Annotated in this window: 16 protein-coding genes; 7 read left to right on the forward strand and 9 right to left on the reverse strand. The window is 41.8% G+C overall.

Annotation, left to right across the window (positions count from 1 at the left end; genetic code table 11):
- Positions 1–117: 117 nt before the first annotated feature.
- From ACFS6H_RS02630 to ACFS6H_RS02645, 4 genes are read right to left on the reverse strand one after another with little or no spacing between them, the layout of a single operon-like run.
- Positions 118–1,164: a nucleoid-associated protein gene (locus ACFS6H_RS02630; RefSeq protein WP_386094933.1), complete on the reverse strand. Its 1,047-nt coding sequence runs from the start codon at positions 1,162–1,164 to the stop codon at positions 118–120.
- Positions 1,161–2,315: a GapS4b family protein gene (gapS4b, locus tag ACFS6H_RS02635; protein WP_386094935.1), complete on the reverse strand. Its 1,155-nt coding sequence runs from the start codon at positions 2,313–2,315 to the stop codon at positions 1,161–1,163. The genes ACFS6H_RS02630 and gapS4b overlap by 4 nt, the downstream gene beginning before the upstream one ends.
- Positions 2,315–3,223 carry a GapS4a family protein gene (gene gapS4a, locus ACFS6H_RS02640; protein WP_386094937.1) on the reverse strand — a complete coding sequence of 303 codons (909 nt, stop codon included), beginning with the start codon at positions 3,221–3,223 and terminating at the stop codon, positions 2,315–2,317. Before gapS4a ends, gapS4b begins: the two co-directional genes overlap by 1 nt.
- A 22-nt stretch (positions 3,224–3,245) precedes the next feature.
- On the reverse strand, positions 3,246–3,686 hold the full coding sequence (locus tag ACFS6H_RS02645) for a helix-turn-helix domain-containing protein (protein ID WP_386094939.1): 441 nt from the start codon (positions 3,684–3,686) through the stop codon (positions 3,246–3,248).
- A gap of 143 nt (positions 3,687–3,829) precedes the next feature.
- Between ACFS6H_RS02645 and ACFS6H_RS02650 the strand changes: the two genes are divergently transcribed.
- Positions 3,830–4,075: a SymE family type I addiction module toxin gene (locus ACFS6H_RS02650; RefSeq protein ID WP_386094940.1), complete on the forward strand. Its 246-nt coding sequence runs from the start codon at positions 3,830–3,832 to the stop codon at positions 4,073–4,075.
- A 132-nt stretch (positions 4,076–4,207) separates the two neighbouring features.
- A complete protein-coding gene (locus tag ACFS6H_RS02655) occupies positions 4,208–4,774 on the forward strand; it encodes a hypothetical protein (protein ID WP_386094942.1) in 567 nt (188 codons plus the stop codon).
- Positions 4,775–4,845: 71 nt separating this feature from the next.
- On the opposite strand, the gene ACFS6H_RS02660 is transcribed toward ACFS6H_RS02655, so the two are convergent.
- Entirely contained in the window at positions 4,846–6,432 is a 1,587-nt protein-coding gene (locus ACFS6H_RS02660; RefSeq protein WP_386094944.1) for an ABC-F family ATP-binding cassette domain-containing protein, read from the reverse strand.
- 325 nt (positions 6,433–6,757) lie between these two features.
- Between ACFS6H_RS02660 and ACFS6H_RS02665 the strand changes: the two genes are divergently transcribed.
- Positions 6,758–6,976: a DUF4287 domain-containing protein gene (locus tag ACFS6H_RS02665; RefSeq protein WP_386094946.1), complete on the forward strand. Its 219-nt coding sequence runs from the start codon at positions 6,758–6,760 to the stop codon at positions 6,974–6,976.
- A 183-nt stretch (positions 6,977–7,159) separates the two neighbouring features.
- On the opposite strand, the gene rho is transcribed toward ACFS6H_RS02665, so the two are convergent.
- Both rho and ACFS6H_RS02675 read right to left on the reverse strand, forming a co-directional pair.
- Positions 7,160–8,797, reverse strand: a complete 1,638-nt coding sequence (gene rho / locus ACFS6H_RS02670) for a transcription termination factor Rho (RefSeq protein WP_386094948.1) — start codon at positions 8,795–8,797, stop codon at positions 7,160–7,162.
- A gap of 222 nt (positions 8,798–9,019) precedes the next feature.
- The gene (locus tag ACFS6H_RS02675) at positions 9,020–10,279 is read right to left on the reverse strand and encodes a chromate transporter (RefSeq protein WP_386094950.1); all 1,260 of its coding nucleotides are present in this window, start codon (positions 10,277–10,279) and stop codon (positions 9,020–9,022) included.
- 205 nt (positions 10,280–10,484) lie between these two features.
- Between ACFS6H_RS02675 and ACFS6H_RS02680 the strand changes: the two genes are divergently transcribed.
- The 3 genes from ACFS6H_RS02680 to ACFS6H_RS02690 all read left to right on the forward strand — a co-directional run bounded on the left by ACFS6H_RS02680 (position 10,485) and on the right by ACFS6H_RS02690 (position 12,387).
- Positions 10,485–11,156: a DUF2461 domain-containing protein gene (locus ACFS6H_RS02680; RefSeq protein WP_386094952.1), complete on the forward strand. Its 672-nt coding sequence runs from the start codon at positions 10,485–10,487 to the stop codon at positions 11,154–11,156.
- A 157-nt stretch (positions 11,157–11,313) separates the two neighbouring features.
- Positions 11,314–11,658: a hypothetical protein gene (locus ACFS6H_RS02685; RefSeq protein ID WP_386094954.1), complete on the forward strand. Its 345-nt coding sequence runs from the start codon at positions 11,314–11,316 to the stop codon at positions 11,656–11,658.
- Between the two features lie 9 nt (positions 11,659–11,667).
- Positions 11,668–12,387 (forward strand): peptidylprolyl isomerase, encoded by a 720-nt coding sequence (locus ACFS6H_RS02690; protein WP_386094956.1) that lies wholly within the window; start codon positions 11,668–11,670, stop codon positions 12,385–12,387.
- 73 nt (positions 12,388–12,460) lie between these two features.
- On the opposite strand, the gene ACFS6H_RS02695 is transcribed toward ACFS6H_RS02690, so the two are convergent.
- Positions 12,461–13,177, reverse strand: coding sequence for a hypothetical protein (locus ACFS6H_RS02695; protein ID WP_386094958.1), 717 nt, complete (start codon positions 13,175–13,177; stop codon positions 12,461–12,463).
- A 103-nt stretch (positions 13,178–13,280) separates the two neighbouring features.
- Complete coding sequence (locus ACFS6H_RS02700; RefSeq protein ID WP_386094960.1) at positions 13,281–15,737, reverse strand: bifunctional UDP-N-acetylmuramoyl-tripeptide:D-alanyl-D-alanine ligase/alanine racemase; 2,457 nt, start codon at positions 15,735–15,737, stop codon at positions 13,281–13,283.
- 419 nt (positions 15,738–16,156) lie between these two features.
- On the opposite strand from ACFS6H_RS02700, the gene rpoN reads away from it, so the two are divergent.
- Positions 16,157–17,641 carry an RNA polymerase factor sigma-54 gene (rpoN, locus tag ACFS6H_RS02705; protein WP_449343071.1) on the forward strand — a complete coding sequence of 495 codons (1,485 nt, stop codon included), beginning with the start codon at positions 16,157–16,159 and terminating at the stop codon, positions 17,639–17,641.
- The last annotated feature ends 277 nt before the right edge of the window (positions 17,642–17,918 follow it).

Consider the following 17,918-nt stretch of genomic DNA (forward strand, 5'->3'; position numbering starts at 1 on the left):
AGGCATGAAAATCTTATATAATACAAGTCAAGTTAATCATTATTCCTTTAGGTAACAATATTCAAATTATTCCCTCGGCATTGCTATTCGCTGCTATCACTCACCTATCAACACAAATTAGGTTTCATTATCGTAATAGATTTTATAATACTTTCGGCCACTTTCATCAACCCCCTGTTCAATAAGCTCCCTACTTCCATGTATGTAGATATGAAAATTTTTGTCAAGCTTCAACACATTTTTAAAAACTCTTGCCTGCTTTTTTACTGCTTGTGTGGATATCTCAAAGTTGTCTGACAAATCAACTTCATTTTCTTGCCGGTAAGCTTCATCAAACTGCCTGAAAGATTTAATAATATTTGAGTGGTGAAAAACTTCCGTCTCAAACTCTTGTTTGTCGAAGGTATCATGCGTTTTAAAATAATCAACAGAGCGATTAAGTAAATCGATTTTATCCGCCTTACTTACTTCAAAATCCTCATCAAGTTTTTTAGTTACAAATTGCTTGGCGATTCCCAAAAATTGATTAGTTTGATGAAATTCATTTGCAATAGGTTTTATTTTCAAAAAATCATCTCTCCAATATTGTGCCTCTGCCGATTTGCTCGCATTGTCAATGATTAATACTCTATAGCCTTTTTTTGGATCAGTGTTAAAAATAATACAACCCTTATCTATCCCTTTAATATCAAATCCATATTCGTGATTAATAATGAATTTCGATTCTCGGTTTTTCATCTTCAAAAAAGGAACATTAGTTTCTGATTTAAAAATACCAATGGCATCAATTATTTGGTCGTCCAAAACAACATTTGAGAACAACACAATATTCAACTCTCCTTCCTTTATTTTTGGATGTAAAGATTGATCATAAAGTAGTTTAGCAATATCTTGTGAGTTCTGAATAAATTTTGTAGGGCTTGAAAAAATCTCTTCGACAACAGAAAAAACACCATTCAATTCTAATTTTACGGGATGTGAAAAACAAAAGAATTCATCGGTTTTGATAGGCAATAAAAAGTACTTTAGTAAAAAATCTTTTGTATCAGTTGATAAGTCTGTGGGTTCATTCGAAAGTAAAACACTCTCATCTCTAAGTTTATTTCCAATATGATGAGTTATTAAATTCTGAATTTTAACTTGTGTGAAGTCTAAACTGGTCATGAGGTCGGAGTATATTGAGTTTTTAGATTTTGAAGTTTACACCATTCGTATTTTTCAGTTTTGAATTTCTCAAACTCTCTAAAAAGTTGAGTTTTAATCGATGAAAAAGGAACAGCTGAATATTGATCTTTTGGTTGAATTTTAGGAATATCTACAACAAATTCTATACTCCCAATTCGCTTTTTAAAATCGTAACCTAAAAAGCCAAATCTAATAGTACAGTTACCTTCGATTGAAGGCAACTGAAAATCATAAATAATTTCCATTTCGGACAATTCCATATACTTATGCAAATCCTTTTCCTTTAGAAAAGGAAGCTCATGCAACTTTTCCCCATTTATATTTAATTCTCGAACTTTTGCTAATTCGAGCCATCTGATATCTTCGTGTAGCGCTTCTGAAGGGTCTGGGCCAATATCTAAAAAGGTAGCTCTTGTATATGTAAAAACATCATTACCTTCGGTCATGCTTAATAAAAACTGAATCCTTTCCTCATTCGTAAAATCTCTGTAAAGAATTCGTTGAATCTCTTTTTTAGGATTCATATAATTATTTGCTTTAAAATATCTTTCCAAATGTTTCGAAACTTTTTCAGCTATATCAGTTGTTTCGGGGGAGGTATGAATAATTTGTAATTGCACTTTGTTGTCTATCGACGTAATTTTTTCAAATGTGACTTTTCCTTTGAATTCACTTTTACCTCTAAACCACGGCTTGCTATAGTTATTTGTCTCACACTTAAAATCCAAACATACTTTGTTTGGATTATTATCAACCATTGTGAAATTTGGGTTTCCTATTACTTTATACTTAGGGAAGTTCGTTTTAATTATTTCCTGAATATTAAAATTATCCGGTACAGCGGCGATCAGAGTTTTATCTGTTTCCCACTCTAATGTTCTTGTGATAGTTTTTTCTCTGTCTTCTTTTGCCTGGAATCTTTCTTTCAGAAACTCGAATTCGTTAGGGCTTAATAATGAAGTAGTTAAAATAGGGAAGGAGCTATCCTCATCACAATTATTAACAAAGACACCTTTCATCCTCAGAAGTTGCCTTCTTTCTCTATCTTTTATCGAATCATGTTGCAAAATCGCCCTCAAAGAATCTCCAAAAGGAAGAAATCTATTAATGTTCTCATTTATCTTTTCCATTAATTTCTAAAATTAGGATTATAGTTTTCTACGGAAAGAGTATTTGTAAAAGACGCCTCTTCAACTATTAGCTTCGCATTATCCACAAGTTGCTCATGTTGTACCCGGTTATAATCAGGGAAAGCAATTATTGTATTAGATTGATAATTTGCAGTAATATTTTTGGCTAAGCCGATTAATTTAATCAGTTCTTCTTCTTCAAATTTTTCTCTCGAAACAAGGATTAAAGTATTTTTATCAGCGCTGTCTTGAACTCTCATAGGTAAAATATTAGAGCCTAAATACTGCACTGGCATTATTTTCCCGTTTTTTGGTGTTTCATTATCGTTGTTTAATCCTGTGCTAAAATATGTAAATTCGACTTCCTTCCCGGGGAATTTACGTTTTACATACTCTATGGCTGAGAAAAAAAACTCTATTTTCTTATTATCCACAAGAAAGACGCCATCGTGGTTGTAGTCTTTAGGGGCTTCTAGTTTTGATAATTTTTCTAATAAATCAACCGAATCATCATTCACATTATTTAGCCAAAATATCACACCTCTATCAAAAGTCGTTTCAATATTAGAACGACTGTTGATGTTTCTTGTTCTTATTTCAGATTTCTTGAAAGACTCAACTGCCATTCCTATATCACGATAATATGACTTAAACTTTTCTACAGGTGCATTAGGATATTTATCCTTACTATATTTAACTGAAATTAAAATATTTTCAAGTGTTCTTGATATCACGGGGCTTTTATAATGAAAATAGGCATCAATACCATGAGTGCTTTTCTCATGTTTTTCAGGATCAATACTTGGAATATCAAAGTTTCTAACTGGGTTATGCCAACCAATTAGAGTAAGAAAATCAACAACAATTTCTTCTCCAACTTCACCTATACGTTTTGAAAATTCTCCCATATTTTCGTGCAGTTATCGTTTTTCAATTTATTTTTATCAACTTCTCCAGTCGGGCCATCATCTCGTCTTTTTCCTTCAGCATTCTTTCATACAACGCAATCTTTTCATCATAAAGCTGAACAACTTTATCAATAGGATTAAAAGTTGGATAGTGATTATACAACGAATGCATTATTGCATTATCATTATTAGTAACGGTATTAGAAATAATATTCACAGCCTGCTCATCCGTCATATTTTTAAAAGCATCTACGGGCAGTTTCATAATATCGGCCACGCGTTTCAGCAGGGGAGCATCGATGGTTTCTTTTTGTTCCAGCAGGGAGATCTTTTGCTGGTTCCAGTCCTCGCCCAGCTCGTAGGCCAGGGCATCCTGTTTAATGCCCAGCATTTCCCTGAAACGTTTTACGTTGCGGCCTTCGTGTATTTTACTGTTTGTTGGCATAGTGTTGAGTGTTGTCATAAGAGGCAAATTTAGTTAATGTGCGGCATGGCAGCTACTTAAAGATAGGTAAAATACAAACAGCCTGTACGTAAATAACAAACCAAAAAAGTAGGTTACAGCAATACGGCAGCGTTGCTTTGGGCTATTAAAAACACCACCGTATGCAAATACCCGAAACTACCTGGCTAACCACCCAAACCCGCCGCGTTACCGTACAGGGCAAAAGTTTTGCCCGTGGCGGCCCCCATGTATACCGCCAGTATAATGTTGTGTACCCCAGCCTGCTGCTTAGCGGCAAATGGCTGCAGCAGTACGGCTTCCGGCCCGGGCAGGCCGTTATTATTACCTGTAACCATGGCCGGCTGGAGATTAGCCCGGCCGGGGAGGAAACGGGGTTAAACAAGTAACTACAGGCCGGGGCGGCAGCCCTCGTAACCATTTGAAAAATTTCATATATAATTAAAAAATAAAGTTTGTTTTATGGCAGCCGCCCGCTAATTTTATTGTGTTAATAATCATTTTACCAAATCCACCAACACATGAACTTTTCTGCCGCCCCGTCCTTTAACAGGACCCTGCCCCTTTTTGTATTTCTCTGCGCCGTATTTTTTGCTCCCTTAAGCAAAGCCCTGGCACAGGAAACCAAAACCCATATTTCCTCCGATAAAATTTTTATGATCACCTACCCCGTCAAGTGGAAGATCAACCGCATGGAACAGGCCGAGTTATGCATCAACGGCCCCGGCTCATCCCTGTTCAAACCCTCCATGATAAAGATTGAAATTACCAAACTGGCCGAGGGTTACGAGAAACACGATATTAAAAAACTATCGGAGGTAGAAACCAAGATGGCCAAATCGCAGAATACCGACAAGGTTTCTTTTACCATTGAAGAATCGAAGTTTGAAAAAATAAAAGGCGTGGAATGGTGGATCATCAAAGGCAAGATAACCCAGGGCAAAGAGGTTTTTTTAACCGATAGCTTTAAAGCCATTTACAAAGGCAAGGTATACACGGTAACCTACCTGGCCGCCGAAAAGAAGTTTGAAGAGAACAGGGCTGCCGCCAGATCTATCTTTGATACTTTTGAGTTTTTAGCCGATTAATACATTAGCTACTCCATAATGACAAGCGGGCTTTACTACAGTAAGGCCCGCTTGTTGTATATCATCCTTACTCACAGCCTTATCTCCTTGTTCAGCTGCAATTGCTCCAAAAAGTACTGATCGTGCGATACCACCAGTAAAGTGCCCTGGTAATCGCTGATGGCCTGCGTGAGTATATCAATATTCTGCAGATCCAGGTTATTGGTAGGCTCATCCAGCACTATCATGTCCGGCGCCTTGTTCAGTATAGCCAGGCAACAAAGGGTTAACCGCATCCTCTCGCCCCCGCTAAGAGCGCTGCAGGGCCGGTCCCAAAAGTCCTTTCCAAATAAAAACCGGTTGAGCCTTATTTTAATTTCATGCTCCTGCAAGCCGGTATGGTTAAACTGCTGCGCCTGCTGGTAAACCGACAGGTGGTAGTGCAGCAGGGAATAGTCCTGGTCAATATACACGCTGCCATTTATATGCTGTACCAGCTTGCCCGTGGCCGCTTGCAGCTGCCCCAGTATTAGCTTAATAAGGGTGGTTTTGCCGGAACCATTACCACCTTTTAGGGCTACCCTGTCGCCGCTTATTAATTGTATGCTTAATGGTTGCGGCCATACGCATTGTTCGCCGTATTGGTAGTTAATGCCAGTGGCGGTGAGCAGTTCCTTACCCTTGTGCAAAGCGGCATTATCAAAATTAAATTTCATTTTATCGGCCTCCGGCAGTTCATCGCGCAGCTGTTGCAATTGCGTTTGCAGGCCCTCCTTTTTTTCGGCATGTACCTGTTTGCTTTTAGCCGTACTTTTTTCGGCACTGTTGCGCAGGGTGTTCATCATAATGGTGGGCACACCGGCTTTCTCCTGCTTTTTTTTACCACGGGCATCAAGTTTTTGCTGGCGCTCCATGGTTTCCCGCTCCTTCTCCTTTGCCTTACGCAGGGCTTTTTCGCTGGCCTGTACATCATTCAGCAAAGCCTGCATACCAATACGTTTCTGCTCCTCGTAAAAAGCATAGTTACCGCCATAGAGAGTGAGGCCTTTTTTACTCAATTCGCACACACTATCCAGCAGGTTCAATAAATACCGGTCATGGCTCACCACCAGCAAAGTGCCGGTATAGTGTTGTATAAAGTTATACAGCAGTTGCCGGGCCGCATCGTCCAGGTGGTTACTGGGCTCATCCAGCAATACAAATTCCGGCTGGTGTATCATGATACCCGCCAGGAATACTTTTGTTTTTTGCCCGCCGCTTAATAAAGCCAGGGGTGTATCCAGCGCCATGCCGGGTAGCTGCCAGTATTCCAGTGCTTCGGTACAACGTTCTTCAATGGTCCAGCCATCATTTAAGCGGGTAAAATTTTCTTCGCTAGTATCACCGGCCATAATAGCCTGCAAAGCCTGTATTTTATCCTGCACCTGCAGCGCTTCGCCAATGGTAATACCATTGTACTGGCCCATCAACTGGGGTATATAATAAGGCGCTGCTTCCGTTATTACCTTGCCGGATGAGGGCATTAGTTTACCCGCCATAATTTTAAGTAAAACCGATTTGCCCGCACCATTATTACCAATAAGGGCCATTTTATCTTTTGTGGCTACGGATAAGTTCAGGTTGCTGAATAACAACTCTTTATCAGGATGTGTATAGGAAATGTGCTGCAATAAAAGCATGACAAATTTCTTTTAGAAGTTAACAATAGCGGCTCTGTGATCAGCCGGTGACTATGTCCATCAGAAAGAAATTAAATCCTACATGCTCTTTTTATTTGTTTGTTGAAGAATGCAAAGGTAGTATTTTATGTAATAAGTTGTGAGTAGTAAGTTATAAGTTTAGTGTTAACGATTTGTGGGGAGTGAAGAATTTTGAATGATGAGTTATGAATTTTGAATGGCTCGTTGCCTATCGCCAATTGCCCATTGCTAATTGTCAACTGTCATTTGCCACTTGTCCATTGATAGTATTTTTTTATTAAATTGTTTATAAAACAACCCTATCATGTCGTTTCAAGCCTATATTGATAACATCAAAGCCAAAACCGGGAAAACGCCTGCTGATTTTAAAAAGCTGGCCGAGAAAAAAGGATTTATAGTTAAAGGCGAACTGAATCCCAAAACCAAGGCCACAGAAGTTACCAACTGGCTTAAAGAAGAGTTTGAACTGGGACACGGGCATGCTATGGCTATTTATGCCACGTTTAAAGGAAAAACCTCCTGAGAAGAATGATGAGTTATGAATGATGAATTATGAATAACAAATCCTCTATTGCCCATTCCTAATTGTCAACTGTCAATTCTCATTTGTCCATTGTCACTTGTCAATTGTCCATTCATAAAACTCAACAGCAATAAAAAAGCCACCGTATTCACGATGGCTTCAATAGTATAAATCATTAATTTTTTACCGGTTCATACTGGCCAAAAACTCTTCATTGCTCTTGGTTCCTTTCATGCGGTTCAGTAGTTCACGCATGGCTTCTTCCGTATTCATATCGGTTAAGTAAACACGCAGTAAGTTCATACGCTGTAATACATCCCTGTCCAGTAACAGGTCGTCACGACGGGTAGAAGATGAAGTAAGGTCGATAGCAGGATACATACGTTTATTGGCTAAACGGCGATCCAGCTGTAACTCCATATTGCCGGTACCTTTAAATTCTTCAAAGATCACCTCGTCCATTTTACTGCCGGTATCTACTAATGCTGTTGCAATAATGGTTAAGGATCCGCCATTTTCAATTTTACGGGCTGCACCAAAAAATTGTTTGGGCTTTTGCATGGCGTTGGCTTCCACACCACCCGATAATACCTTACCCGATGCAGGCGCTACAGTATTGTGTGCACGGGCCAAACGGGTAATAGAGTCTAACAGGATAATTACATCGTGACCGCACTCCACCAAACGTTTTGCTTTTTGCAAAGCAATGGTGGATACTTTCACGTGTTTCTCAGCAGGCTCATCAAAGGTAGAGGCAATTACCTCGGCCTTTACACTGCGTTCCATATCGGTCACCTCTTCCGGGCGTTCATCAACCAGTACTACCATCAAGTAACACTCAGGGTGGTTAGTAGCAATAGCGTTGGCTACTGCTTTTAACAACATGGTTTTACCAGTTTTGGGCTGTGCTACAATCAATCCACGCTGGCCTTTACCAATAGGGGTAAACAGGTCCATAATACGGGTAGAGTAATCGCTGGGCTGGGTAAACAGGTTTAATTTTTCGAAAGGGAAAAGCGGGGTCAGGTAATCAAATGGTACACGGTCCCTTACTTCTTCAGGGCTTTTACCATTGATAAAATCCACTTTCAGTAAAGCGAAATACTTTTCACCTTCTTTCGGCGGACGTACGCTACCCTGCACCGTATCACCGGTTTTTAAACCGAATAATTTTATTTGTGAGGGTGATACATACACATCATCGGGTGATGATAAGTAGTTATAATCGGATGAGCGTAAAAATCCATATCCGTCGGGCATCATTTCTAATACACCTTCGGAAAGAATAATACCGTCAAATTCTATATTAAAACTGGGTTGTTGTTGTTCTCTTCTCTGGAATGCTGGTCTTGTAGGAGCCGCAGGTGCCTGTTGTTCTTCGGCCTGGGCTTCAGCAGCGGCAAATGCTTCCTGTATAAATGCGGCCTGTATTTCCTGGGGTGTTCTTGTTACGGGTGCCGTTTCCGGGGTAGCTTTTTCAGGGGTTGTTTCCTCTTCGGCTGACTCTGCTTTTTTCCTGGCTTTTTTTATCGGTGTTCTTTTGGCAGGAGCTGTTTTTTTCTCAGCAGGTTTTTCTTCGCCTGTGTTTTCGATAATGGCTTCTTCGGTAGTACCGGTGGAGGTAGAAACTTTAGCAATTCGTTTACGTTTGCCTTTGTCTTCCGGGGCCGCAGTTTTTGCGTCGGAAGCAGCCTGGCTATCTAAAATTTTGTACACCAGCTCTTGTTTGTCCAGTTTCTTAGGATTAGGGATTTTCAATTGCTCAGCAATGTCGAGCAATTCAGGAACGATCATATCGTTCAATTGCGAAATGTCATACATACAATAGTCTTGAAGTTAAAAACAATTCAAAATGAAGGGAATAAATCTGAGAAAATAAAATTGATTGAAATTTTTTGAAGGAAACGGCAGGTTTCTGATGAGCTATAACGAGGGAAACAATAGTTATCAGCCGCTTTTCCTACTGCAAGAATACACTTTTTTTGTAAAAACAAAAAATATTTTGGAAAACAGGTTGACAGTGAACCGGTTGCCCATAGCGGCTTATATCCACCAGTAACCCAGGCCCAGGCAAACCAATACAATTACCGGCGCCGGTATACGGCTAAAAAAAAGCAGCAGGCTGGTGCCAACAATCACCCCCAGGTTAAGCACACTTAAAACATTGGCATCGGTAATGGATATATCCTTCATCATATAAAAAGTAGAACCGATCATGATGCCCAGTACCGCCGCATTAATGCCCTCCAGCGAGCGGTGTATGACTGTATATTTTTTTAAATTATTCCAGATGGGGAAGAAGAAAAGCACCAGCAAAAAGCTGGGTAAAAAAATACCCACGGTAGCAATAGCGCAGCCCACAGCCTGCATAATACCCCGCTGCGTAGGTGTGTTACCCATATCACGCAGAGCCATACCGCCGGTGAAGGAAGCAATGGAGAAAACAGGGCCGGGCATAGCCCTTACCAGTCCCATGCCGGTGTACATATCGGCTTTATCAATCTGTATTACATCGGGGTTACGGTGCCTTACCGCTTCGGGGCGTATACTGTATTGCTCCATCATCATGGGCATTAATACCTGGCCGCCGCCAAATACCAGGCTGCCCATACGGTAATTACTTTCAAACAGGTTGATGGGTTTGCGATACTCCCAGTTTTGCCGCCTGGCCGTTTCACTCAACACACCCGCCACCACAAAAATGGCAATGAACAACCAGAGGTTATTCCATTGTATCTTCCTGCGCTCGGCAATGATCTCAGGCTTACGTTTATTGGTGATATTGGTGGTAATGCCACCTGCTACTATTAAAGCCGGGAATACAAAGGGCGATTGAAAGAAGAAGTAAGTAATGGCCGAAGCCAGTATCATAATGATCCAGCTGACGCCGTTTTTTATAGCCAGCGGGAATGTTTTTAAACAGGAGAATAATAAAAAACCTACGGCCATGGGTGCAATGAATTTAAACAGGTCGGTCTCAATATCCCGTTTATCAATCATGTGCAACAGAAAGGATAAAGCCCCCATAAAAATACTGGCCGGCAGCACCCATATCATTAACGTGAGTATAGCAAGTGGCAGGCCGCCACGTTTGTAGCCTACCAAAGCAATGATCTGTGTAGAGGAAGCACCGGGTAATAACTGGCACAGCGCATTATACTCCAGCAACTCGTTTTCGGTAATATAGTTTTTTTGCTTTACAAATGTTTTCATCATCATAGCAAAATGTGCCTGCGGACCACCGTAGGCAGTTAAGCTATGCAGCAAAACATTTTTTAAAAAACTAAAATTACTATCAGGCATATCATGCAATAAAATACAAAAAATAAACCGGCAGTCTGCTGGTTAACGGCGGCTTGAGGGGCGCTGTTGCGCTAATATTCCGTAAAAGAAAACTATTTGCAGGGCAAAATAAAAAAAATCTGTCTTCTGCACCGCTTTATAGCCCGGATAACTGTTGTATTTTTGGTAACAACAATTATTTTATTTCTTTTTATTATACCCGATTATGCTACAACCTGCCACATTACAGTTTTTAAAAGACCTGCAAAAACACAATAACAAACCCTGGTTTGATGAGAACCGCCATCGTTATGACGCCGCTAAGACCGATTTCCTTCAGTTTACCGATGAAGTAATAAAAGTATTTGGTAAAAAAGACGCCAATATTGCCAGCCTGACTGCCCGTGAATGCATCTTCCGGATCAACCGTGATATTCGTTTTTCCAAGGATAAAACACCCTACAAACGTAACCTGGCCGTAAGCCTGAACAAGGGCGGTAAAAAATCGGTACTGGCCGGTTATTATTTTCACCTGGAGCCGGGCAACAATAGTTTTATCGGGGGTGGTGTATGGCAGCCTATGCCCGCCGACCTCCAGAAAGTGCGCCAGGAGATCGATTATAACCTGAAGGATTTTCAGAAAATACTGAACGCAAAAAACTTTAAAACTATTTACGGTGGCCTGTCTGAAGAAGAAGGTATTGCGCTGAGCCGGGTGCCCAAAGGTTATGAAGCGGATAACCCCGCCGCTGAATACCTGAAACTAAAAAGTTTTATTACCATGACCAATATCAGCGATAAAGAACTTACCGACAAAGGCCTGCTGAAACAAACGGTACAGGCTTTTGAGACCATACAGCCGCTGATTAATTTTTTGAATGAGGCGCTGGAAGCGTAAGCAGTTGACAATGGACAAGGGACAATTGAGAATTGGCAATTAGTAGTAGGGAATGTGACATTCATCATTCAGCATTCATAATTCTGCATTTGGCGTTAACTATTAACGATGGACCATTAACTATGAACTTTTAACCACGAACTACTAATTTTGCATCATGCAAGTACAAGATGATCTTCAGACAAGATGGTGGGCTTTGGAAGCCAAACTGGTGGAACGTTTCGGTAAAAAGCCCGATATGGAAACCATTTTATTTTTAATTGGTATACAGGAGTTCGGTGATATAAAAGAAAAGTTCTCCAAAGAACAAAAGCAGGACCTGATGCATGTGGCGGTATGTAAACTGCTTACCCCCAGTGGTTATTACGAACAGGAAGGAACCGATAAAGATGGCTGGCCGCACTTTAAACAATTAAAGCCCATGCCGGTAATGAACCCCATTGAACAGGAAAATTTTTTAAAGGACCATGTACTGCTCTATTTTGCAGAGCATGGTGAATAACCCCTACTTATGCCCCATCGTTTTTTGTTGAAATTTTTATTCCTTGGCCTGGTATGCTTTTGCAGTGTGGCAGTAAACGCTCAAAACAAGACCAAATTAAAACGCAAGGACCTTAAACGTGATATTGCTCTGGTAACCAACAAGGGTACTATTGTATTACGTTTATCCAACGAAACGCCTTTACACCGCGATAATTTTTTACGCCTGGTAAAAGCGCATTATTATGACGGGGTATTATTTCACCGGGTGATCAATAATTTTATGATACAGGCCGGCGATCCCGACAGCAAAGCGGCACCAGCCGGCAAAGCACTGGGCGAAGGTGGTCCTGATTATGTTATACCCGCAGAACTACGCCCTAACCTCTTTCATAAAAAAGGTGTACTGGCCGCAGCCCGCGAAGGCGATGATGTTAACCCGGCCCGCGCCAGCAGCGGCAGCCAGTTTTATATTGTACAGGGTAAAAAGTTTACCGATGGCGGCCTGGATTCTTTACAAACCAACCGCTTGAAAGGCTTTAAAATTCCTGCCGACCAGCGCGAAGTATATAAGACCATCGGCGGTACCCCTCACTTAGACCGCACTTATACCGTTTTTGGCGAAGTAGTAAGCGGCCTGGATATTGTTGACAGCATTGCCGCCACTCCCACCAGTAAAGGCAAGGACAGGGATCGTCCGTTGGAGGATGTGGTGATCATCAGGGCGAAGCTGGTGAAGAGGAAGAAGTAGAGAATTCAGATTTGGGAGTGTAGATTTCAGATTTGAGAATTGAGAATGATGAATGCTGAATTATGAATTGAGATTATACTTCAGTTTTTACTTCACTTACATTTTTCCTGACCAGGTTAGACAACACAAGTAATCCGCCTACCGTTAATATAGAACCGCCTATAAAAGGAAACCCGGCTCCTACCAGATCAGCAATGTCTGCAGAAAACAAAAACGGTAGGCAAAAGATCATGCCTAATATACCGGCAACTACAGAAGCAAAGGTAAAATACTTTACAAAAGTTTTCATACTGAATGTTTGATTGTTGTTTATATACCTTGAATTAATATACAGTTGATTACGTAAAAAATCTGTCTTTGTATTGGCCAGTTCATCTATTGTCCAGGAAGAAATAGGTATTGCCTTCCTCCCTTTTTTATATTCATTATAAAATGTCATCCACTCATCAGGTAATAAAATAATACCAAAGGTTAAAATAGCAAAACAAGGCAGTGTATAATTGCCGTTACCCAGCATAAAAGCCTGTAGCTTTATTTCATCTGCCGGGGTCATTTTGTATTCCAGTATTACATGTTTGAGATCGTGACTTTCAAAATGTGGTACAAACTTCAGGTTGTTATTATCTAAACACTTTGCCACATCATAACCCAGCGTTCCGACAGGGCTGTTTCGCAACTCATCCAACTTAAGATCAGCCCTTTTGCTGCTGTTACTAAACCTGATTAATTGAACCGAAAATGCAAATGTTTTCCTGATGATAAACCTTGACGCTTTTTGAAAAATATTCATTGGCTAAATATTTAATTCACCTCTCCCTCCTTAAATATATTACAAACAATTGAATATACCTTCATTAGCATATCAGCACATTATCAAATTAGCTAATTAACCTCTATTCTTCAAAATACACCCGTTTCACTCTTTGCGATATACCGGTCATGATCTCATAGGGAATAGTACCCGCCCAGGTGGCCAGTTGTTGTATAGGCAGGTCTTTGCCAAAAATAACCACTTCATCGCCGGTGTTCACGTCGGCAATACCGGTTACATCTACCATGGTCATATCCATGCATACTGTGCCGACTACCGGGGCTTGTTGTCCATGCACCAATACATATGCGTTGCCATAGCCTAATTTACGGTTATAGCCATCGGCATAACCAATACGTACGGTAGCTATTTTGGAAGTGCGCTGCAAAACGCCCCGGCGGTTATAGCTCACTGTTTCCCCCGCTTCCAGCGTTTTTACCTGCGCTACTGTTGTTTTTAAAGTAGCTACCTGCTGTAAGCCTGGTATATTACCCACACCGTACATACCTATGCCCAGGCGCACCATATCCAGCTGTAATTGTGGTAAGCGGCCAATAGCGGATGTATTGGCGATATGTTTGATAAAAGGATAGTGCAGGTATTGCTGTAAAACCCCTACTGCCTGGTTGTATTTTTCAAACTGGGCAAATGTGTATGCATCTTCCTGCGCATCCTCGCTGGCTGCCAGGTGCGAGAACACCGATTGAACTTTTAACAGGGAGCTTTGGCTTAATTGCATAGCCAGTTCCTTCCATTGTTCCGGCAAAAAGCCAAGGCGGTTCATGCCCGTTTCTATTTCTATATGTACCGGGTAATGCTGTAGCCCCTCCTGCGCTACAAAAGCGCTGAAGGCCCGGAATATTTCCGGGGAGAACATATCAGGTTCCAGGTTATAGGTAATAATATTTTCAAAAGCGGCCGGCTCGGGGTTCATTACCATAATAGGCAGGGTAATGCCCGCTTTACGCAGCTCCACGCCTTCATCGGCATAGGCCACACCCAGGTAATCCACTTTATGAAATTGTAAGATGCCGGCAATTTCGGCGCCACCGCTGCCATAGGCAAAGGCTTTTACCATGGCCATTATTTTAGTATCTGGCCGCAACTGTTGCTGGTACTGTTTTACATTGCTGATCAGTGCATTCAGGTTTATCTCCAGTACGGTCTGGTGGGCTTTCTGTTCCAGCAGGGGTACCAGTTGTTCAAAACCAAATATCCGTGCCCCCTTGACCAGTATAGCTTCATCCTTGAACTGCGAGGGCCTGAACTGGTGGATAAAACTTTCGGTAGAAGAATACAACTGCAATTCCATTCCCTGGTTTGCAGACCGTTGCTGTAAAGCCTGGCTAATGGCCGGGCCGATGCCAATAAGCTTCTGCACCCCGTTCTCCTGAAGGGCCTGTAATATTTGCCCGTACAACGTACTATCATCGGTGGCAGCCTGGATAAAATCGGAAAGTATAGCCGTTTTGGTCAGGCTACTGCTTTGCTGCGATAAAAATTGCAGGGCATTTTGCAGGGAATTGATATCGGCGCTGTAACTGTCATTGATGAGTACACAGTTGTTAATGCCTTTTTTAAGCTCCAGCCGCATATTTACCGGCTGCAACAACAACATATGTTCCTGTATAAAAACCGGCTCACAACCCAGGGCCAGCAATACGGCAGCACAGGTAATGGCATTTTCAATGGCTGCTTCATCGGTAAAATAAATACTGAACTCAACAGGTTGTTCTTTATACAATAACTGTATATGGGTTTGGGTGGTGCTGGCCGTGCTTTGTACCACCAGTATATCCGCTTCCGGATTATGCCCCCAGCTTAAACGGGCATTGGGCAGTTTACGTACCGCCTGGTCAACCGCATCGTTATCGTTACAGTAAATAATGATCCCCGCTTCTTTAAATAACAATAGCTTTTCATCCAGCTTTTGCTGCCGGTTAATAAAGCCGGCGCTATGGGCTTCACCAATATTGGTAAGCACACCAATAGTAGGTTGTATAATTGCCTGCAGCTTCTCCATTTCACCGGGCTGCGAAATACCGGCTTCAAAAATAGCCAGGTTGTGCTGCGGCTCTATCTGCCATACGCTCACCGGCACGCCTATCTGCGAGTTATAACTCCTGGGACTGCGTACAATATTATACCGTGAATGCAGCAGTTGGTACAACCACTCCTTTACAATGGTTTTGCCATTGCTGCCCGTAATACCAATAACGGGTAAAGAAAAGCGGCTGCGGTGATAAGCCGCTAACTGTTGTAAAGCCTGTAAAGGATCCGTTACCCGTAAAAAAACAGCGCCGGAATATAATGTGTCCAGGCCAGGCTCGCTGGTCACAAAACTGCGAACGCCCTGCTGGTATAATTGTGCAATAAACTGCCTGCCATCGCGCCTGGCGCCATGCAGGGCAAAAAACAAAGTACCGGCGGGTGTAATAATACGGCGGCTGTCCCAGCTTATTTCCGTAATAATGGCAGCGCTGACACTACTTGCGGTAGCACCAATAATGGAACAGATATCGGGTAATGAGTAAGTCAATGTGGTAAATATTAATGCAAATGTATTGGCATATGGTTTAGTGGTGGCAGCCCAGCGATAGAAACTTCTGTAAAACAGCGGTGCCGCAACTGGCTTTTAGTCAATGAATAAGCGCCCATAAACACCTGCCTGTCATGCTACAAACAGCCAGTTGGCTTGATTCGCCTCATTTTTTATAAACATTTTTAAAAAAATAAATTTTTGCAAAGGTTATACACAATTATTCAAACATTTTATTGATAATAAATATCTTACATAATAAAAATAATTGAAAAAAACAAGCTTTTTAGTATAAAAAAGATAAAAATTGGCTTCATATTTCATTTTATTTTTTTATTTGTAATTTTACGGCCTAATTTTTGATAGAAGGAGCAATTTTTTGTATTTTACCGTTTTAAAACAAACCCCTCTTCCTGATAATGGCATTAAGTCAATCATTACAACAGAAGTTTTTACAAAAGCTATCGCCGCAGCAGATACAGCTGATGAAACTGTTGCAGGTGCCTACCGCCAATTTAGAAGAAAGAATTAAAGAGGAACTGGAAGAAAACCCCGCCCTGGAACTGGATGAAGCCGCCCACGATGACAGTGATGAAATGAGAGATGAGTTTGCAGAGCAGGCCGATGAGTATGAGGATGCGGATGGCAGCACGGAAGATTATGACAGCGTGGATGTGAGCGAATATGTACATGAAGGCGATGATGAAATAGGCGATTACCGTACCCGCGACGATAATTATCCCGAAGAGGATGACGGCAAACAACTCCCTTTTAAAACAGAGACCACCTTTTACGAATCTTTATACCTCCAGTTAGGCATGCTTAGCCTGGAGGAAACCCAGAAAAAAATAGCGGAACACCTGATCGGCAGCCTGGATGAGGATGGTTACCTGCGCCGCGAAACATCGGCCATTGTAGATGACCTGGCCTTTCGCCAGAATATCGTTGCCACCGTTCAGGAGGTAGAAGGTATTATACATTTAATCCAGCAGTTTGACCCCGCGGGTGTAGCCGCCCGCGATCTGCCGGAATGTTTATTATTACAGTTATACCGCCAGAAAGCCGAAGGCAAAGATGTTGATACCGCTATCCTGGCCATTGAAAAATACTTTGACGAGTTTACCAAAAAGCATTACGAAAAAATCCAACGGGGCCTGGGCCTTACAGAACGGGAGCTGAAAGATGTAATGCAACAGATCATCAAGCTGAACCCCAAGCCGGGTGGCAACCTGGCCGAGGTGAACAAGGCTGAAAGTTATATTGTTCCCGACTTTTTTATACAGAACAACGGCAGCCGCCTGGAGCTGACCCTTAATGGCCGTAATGCACCGGAGCTACGTATCAGTGAAGGCTACCGCGATATGATGAAGGAGTATGACCGTGGCGCCAAAAAAGATAAACGCCAGAAAGAAGCAGTACTGTTCATCAAACAAAAAATTGATGCCGCCAAATGGTTCATTGATGCCATTAAACAAAGGCAACATACTTTGTTAAGCACCATGGAAGCCATCATGGACCACCAACATGACTTTTTTATTACCGGTGATGAGACCAACCTGCGCCCGATGATCCTGAAAGATATTGCCGAAAAAACCAACCTGGATATTTCTACCGTAAGCCGTGTGGCCAGCAGTAAGTTTGTACAAACTGAGTTTGGCACCTACCGGTTAAAATTCTTCTTCAGTGAATCACTGAGTACCGAAAGCGGCGAAGAGGTTTCTACCCGCGAGGTAAAAAAGATCCTGAGCGACCTGATAGAAGCCGAAAGCAAAAAACGCCCCCTGAGCGACGAACGCCTGACCGAATTACTACAGGAAAAAGGTTACAATATTGCCCGCCGTACCGTGGCTAAATACCGGGAACAATTGAATATACCGGTGGCCAGGTTGAGGAAGGAGCTGTGATAGGCTGAAAGGTTAAAGCTAAAAGCCGGTGGTAGTTAATGGTTAATTGTTATTGGTTAACCGGCTTACCCTGTATACTAAAATCTATATACTACTATCTACTTACTAATTGGGGCTGTGAGCTACAGTAATCCTTATCAGCTGCAGTTCCGGCTGCTGCGGGCTGCGGTGCTTCACTGCGTTACGCACTAAACCCTGCGCATCCGGCAGCCTTTCGGCAAGAGGAAAAACGCAGCACTATTAACAATCAGGGTATTGGTTAATATTATTTTTTATC

Source organism: Terrimonas rubra, assembly GCF_042686025.1.
Classification (GTDB): domain Bacteria; phylum Bacteroidota; class Bacteroidia; order Chitinophagales; family Chitinophagaceae; genus Terrimonas; species Terrimonas rubra.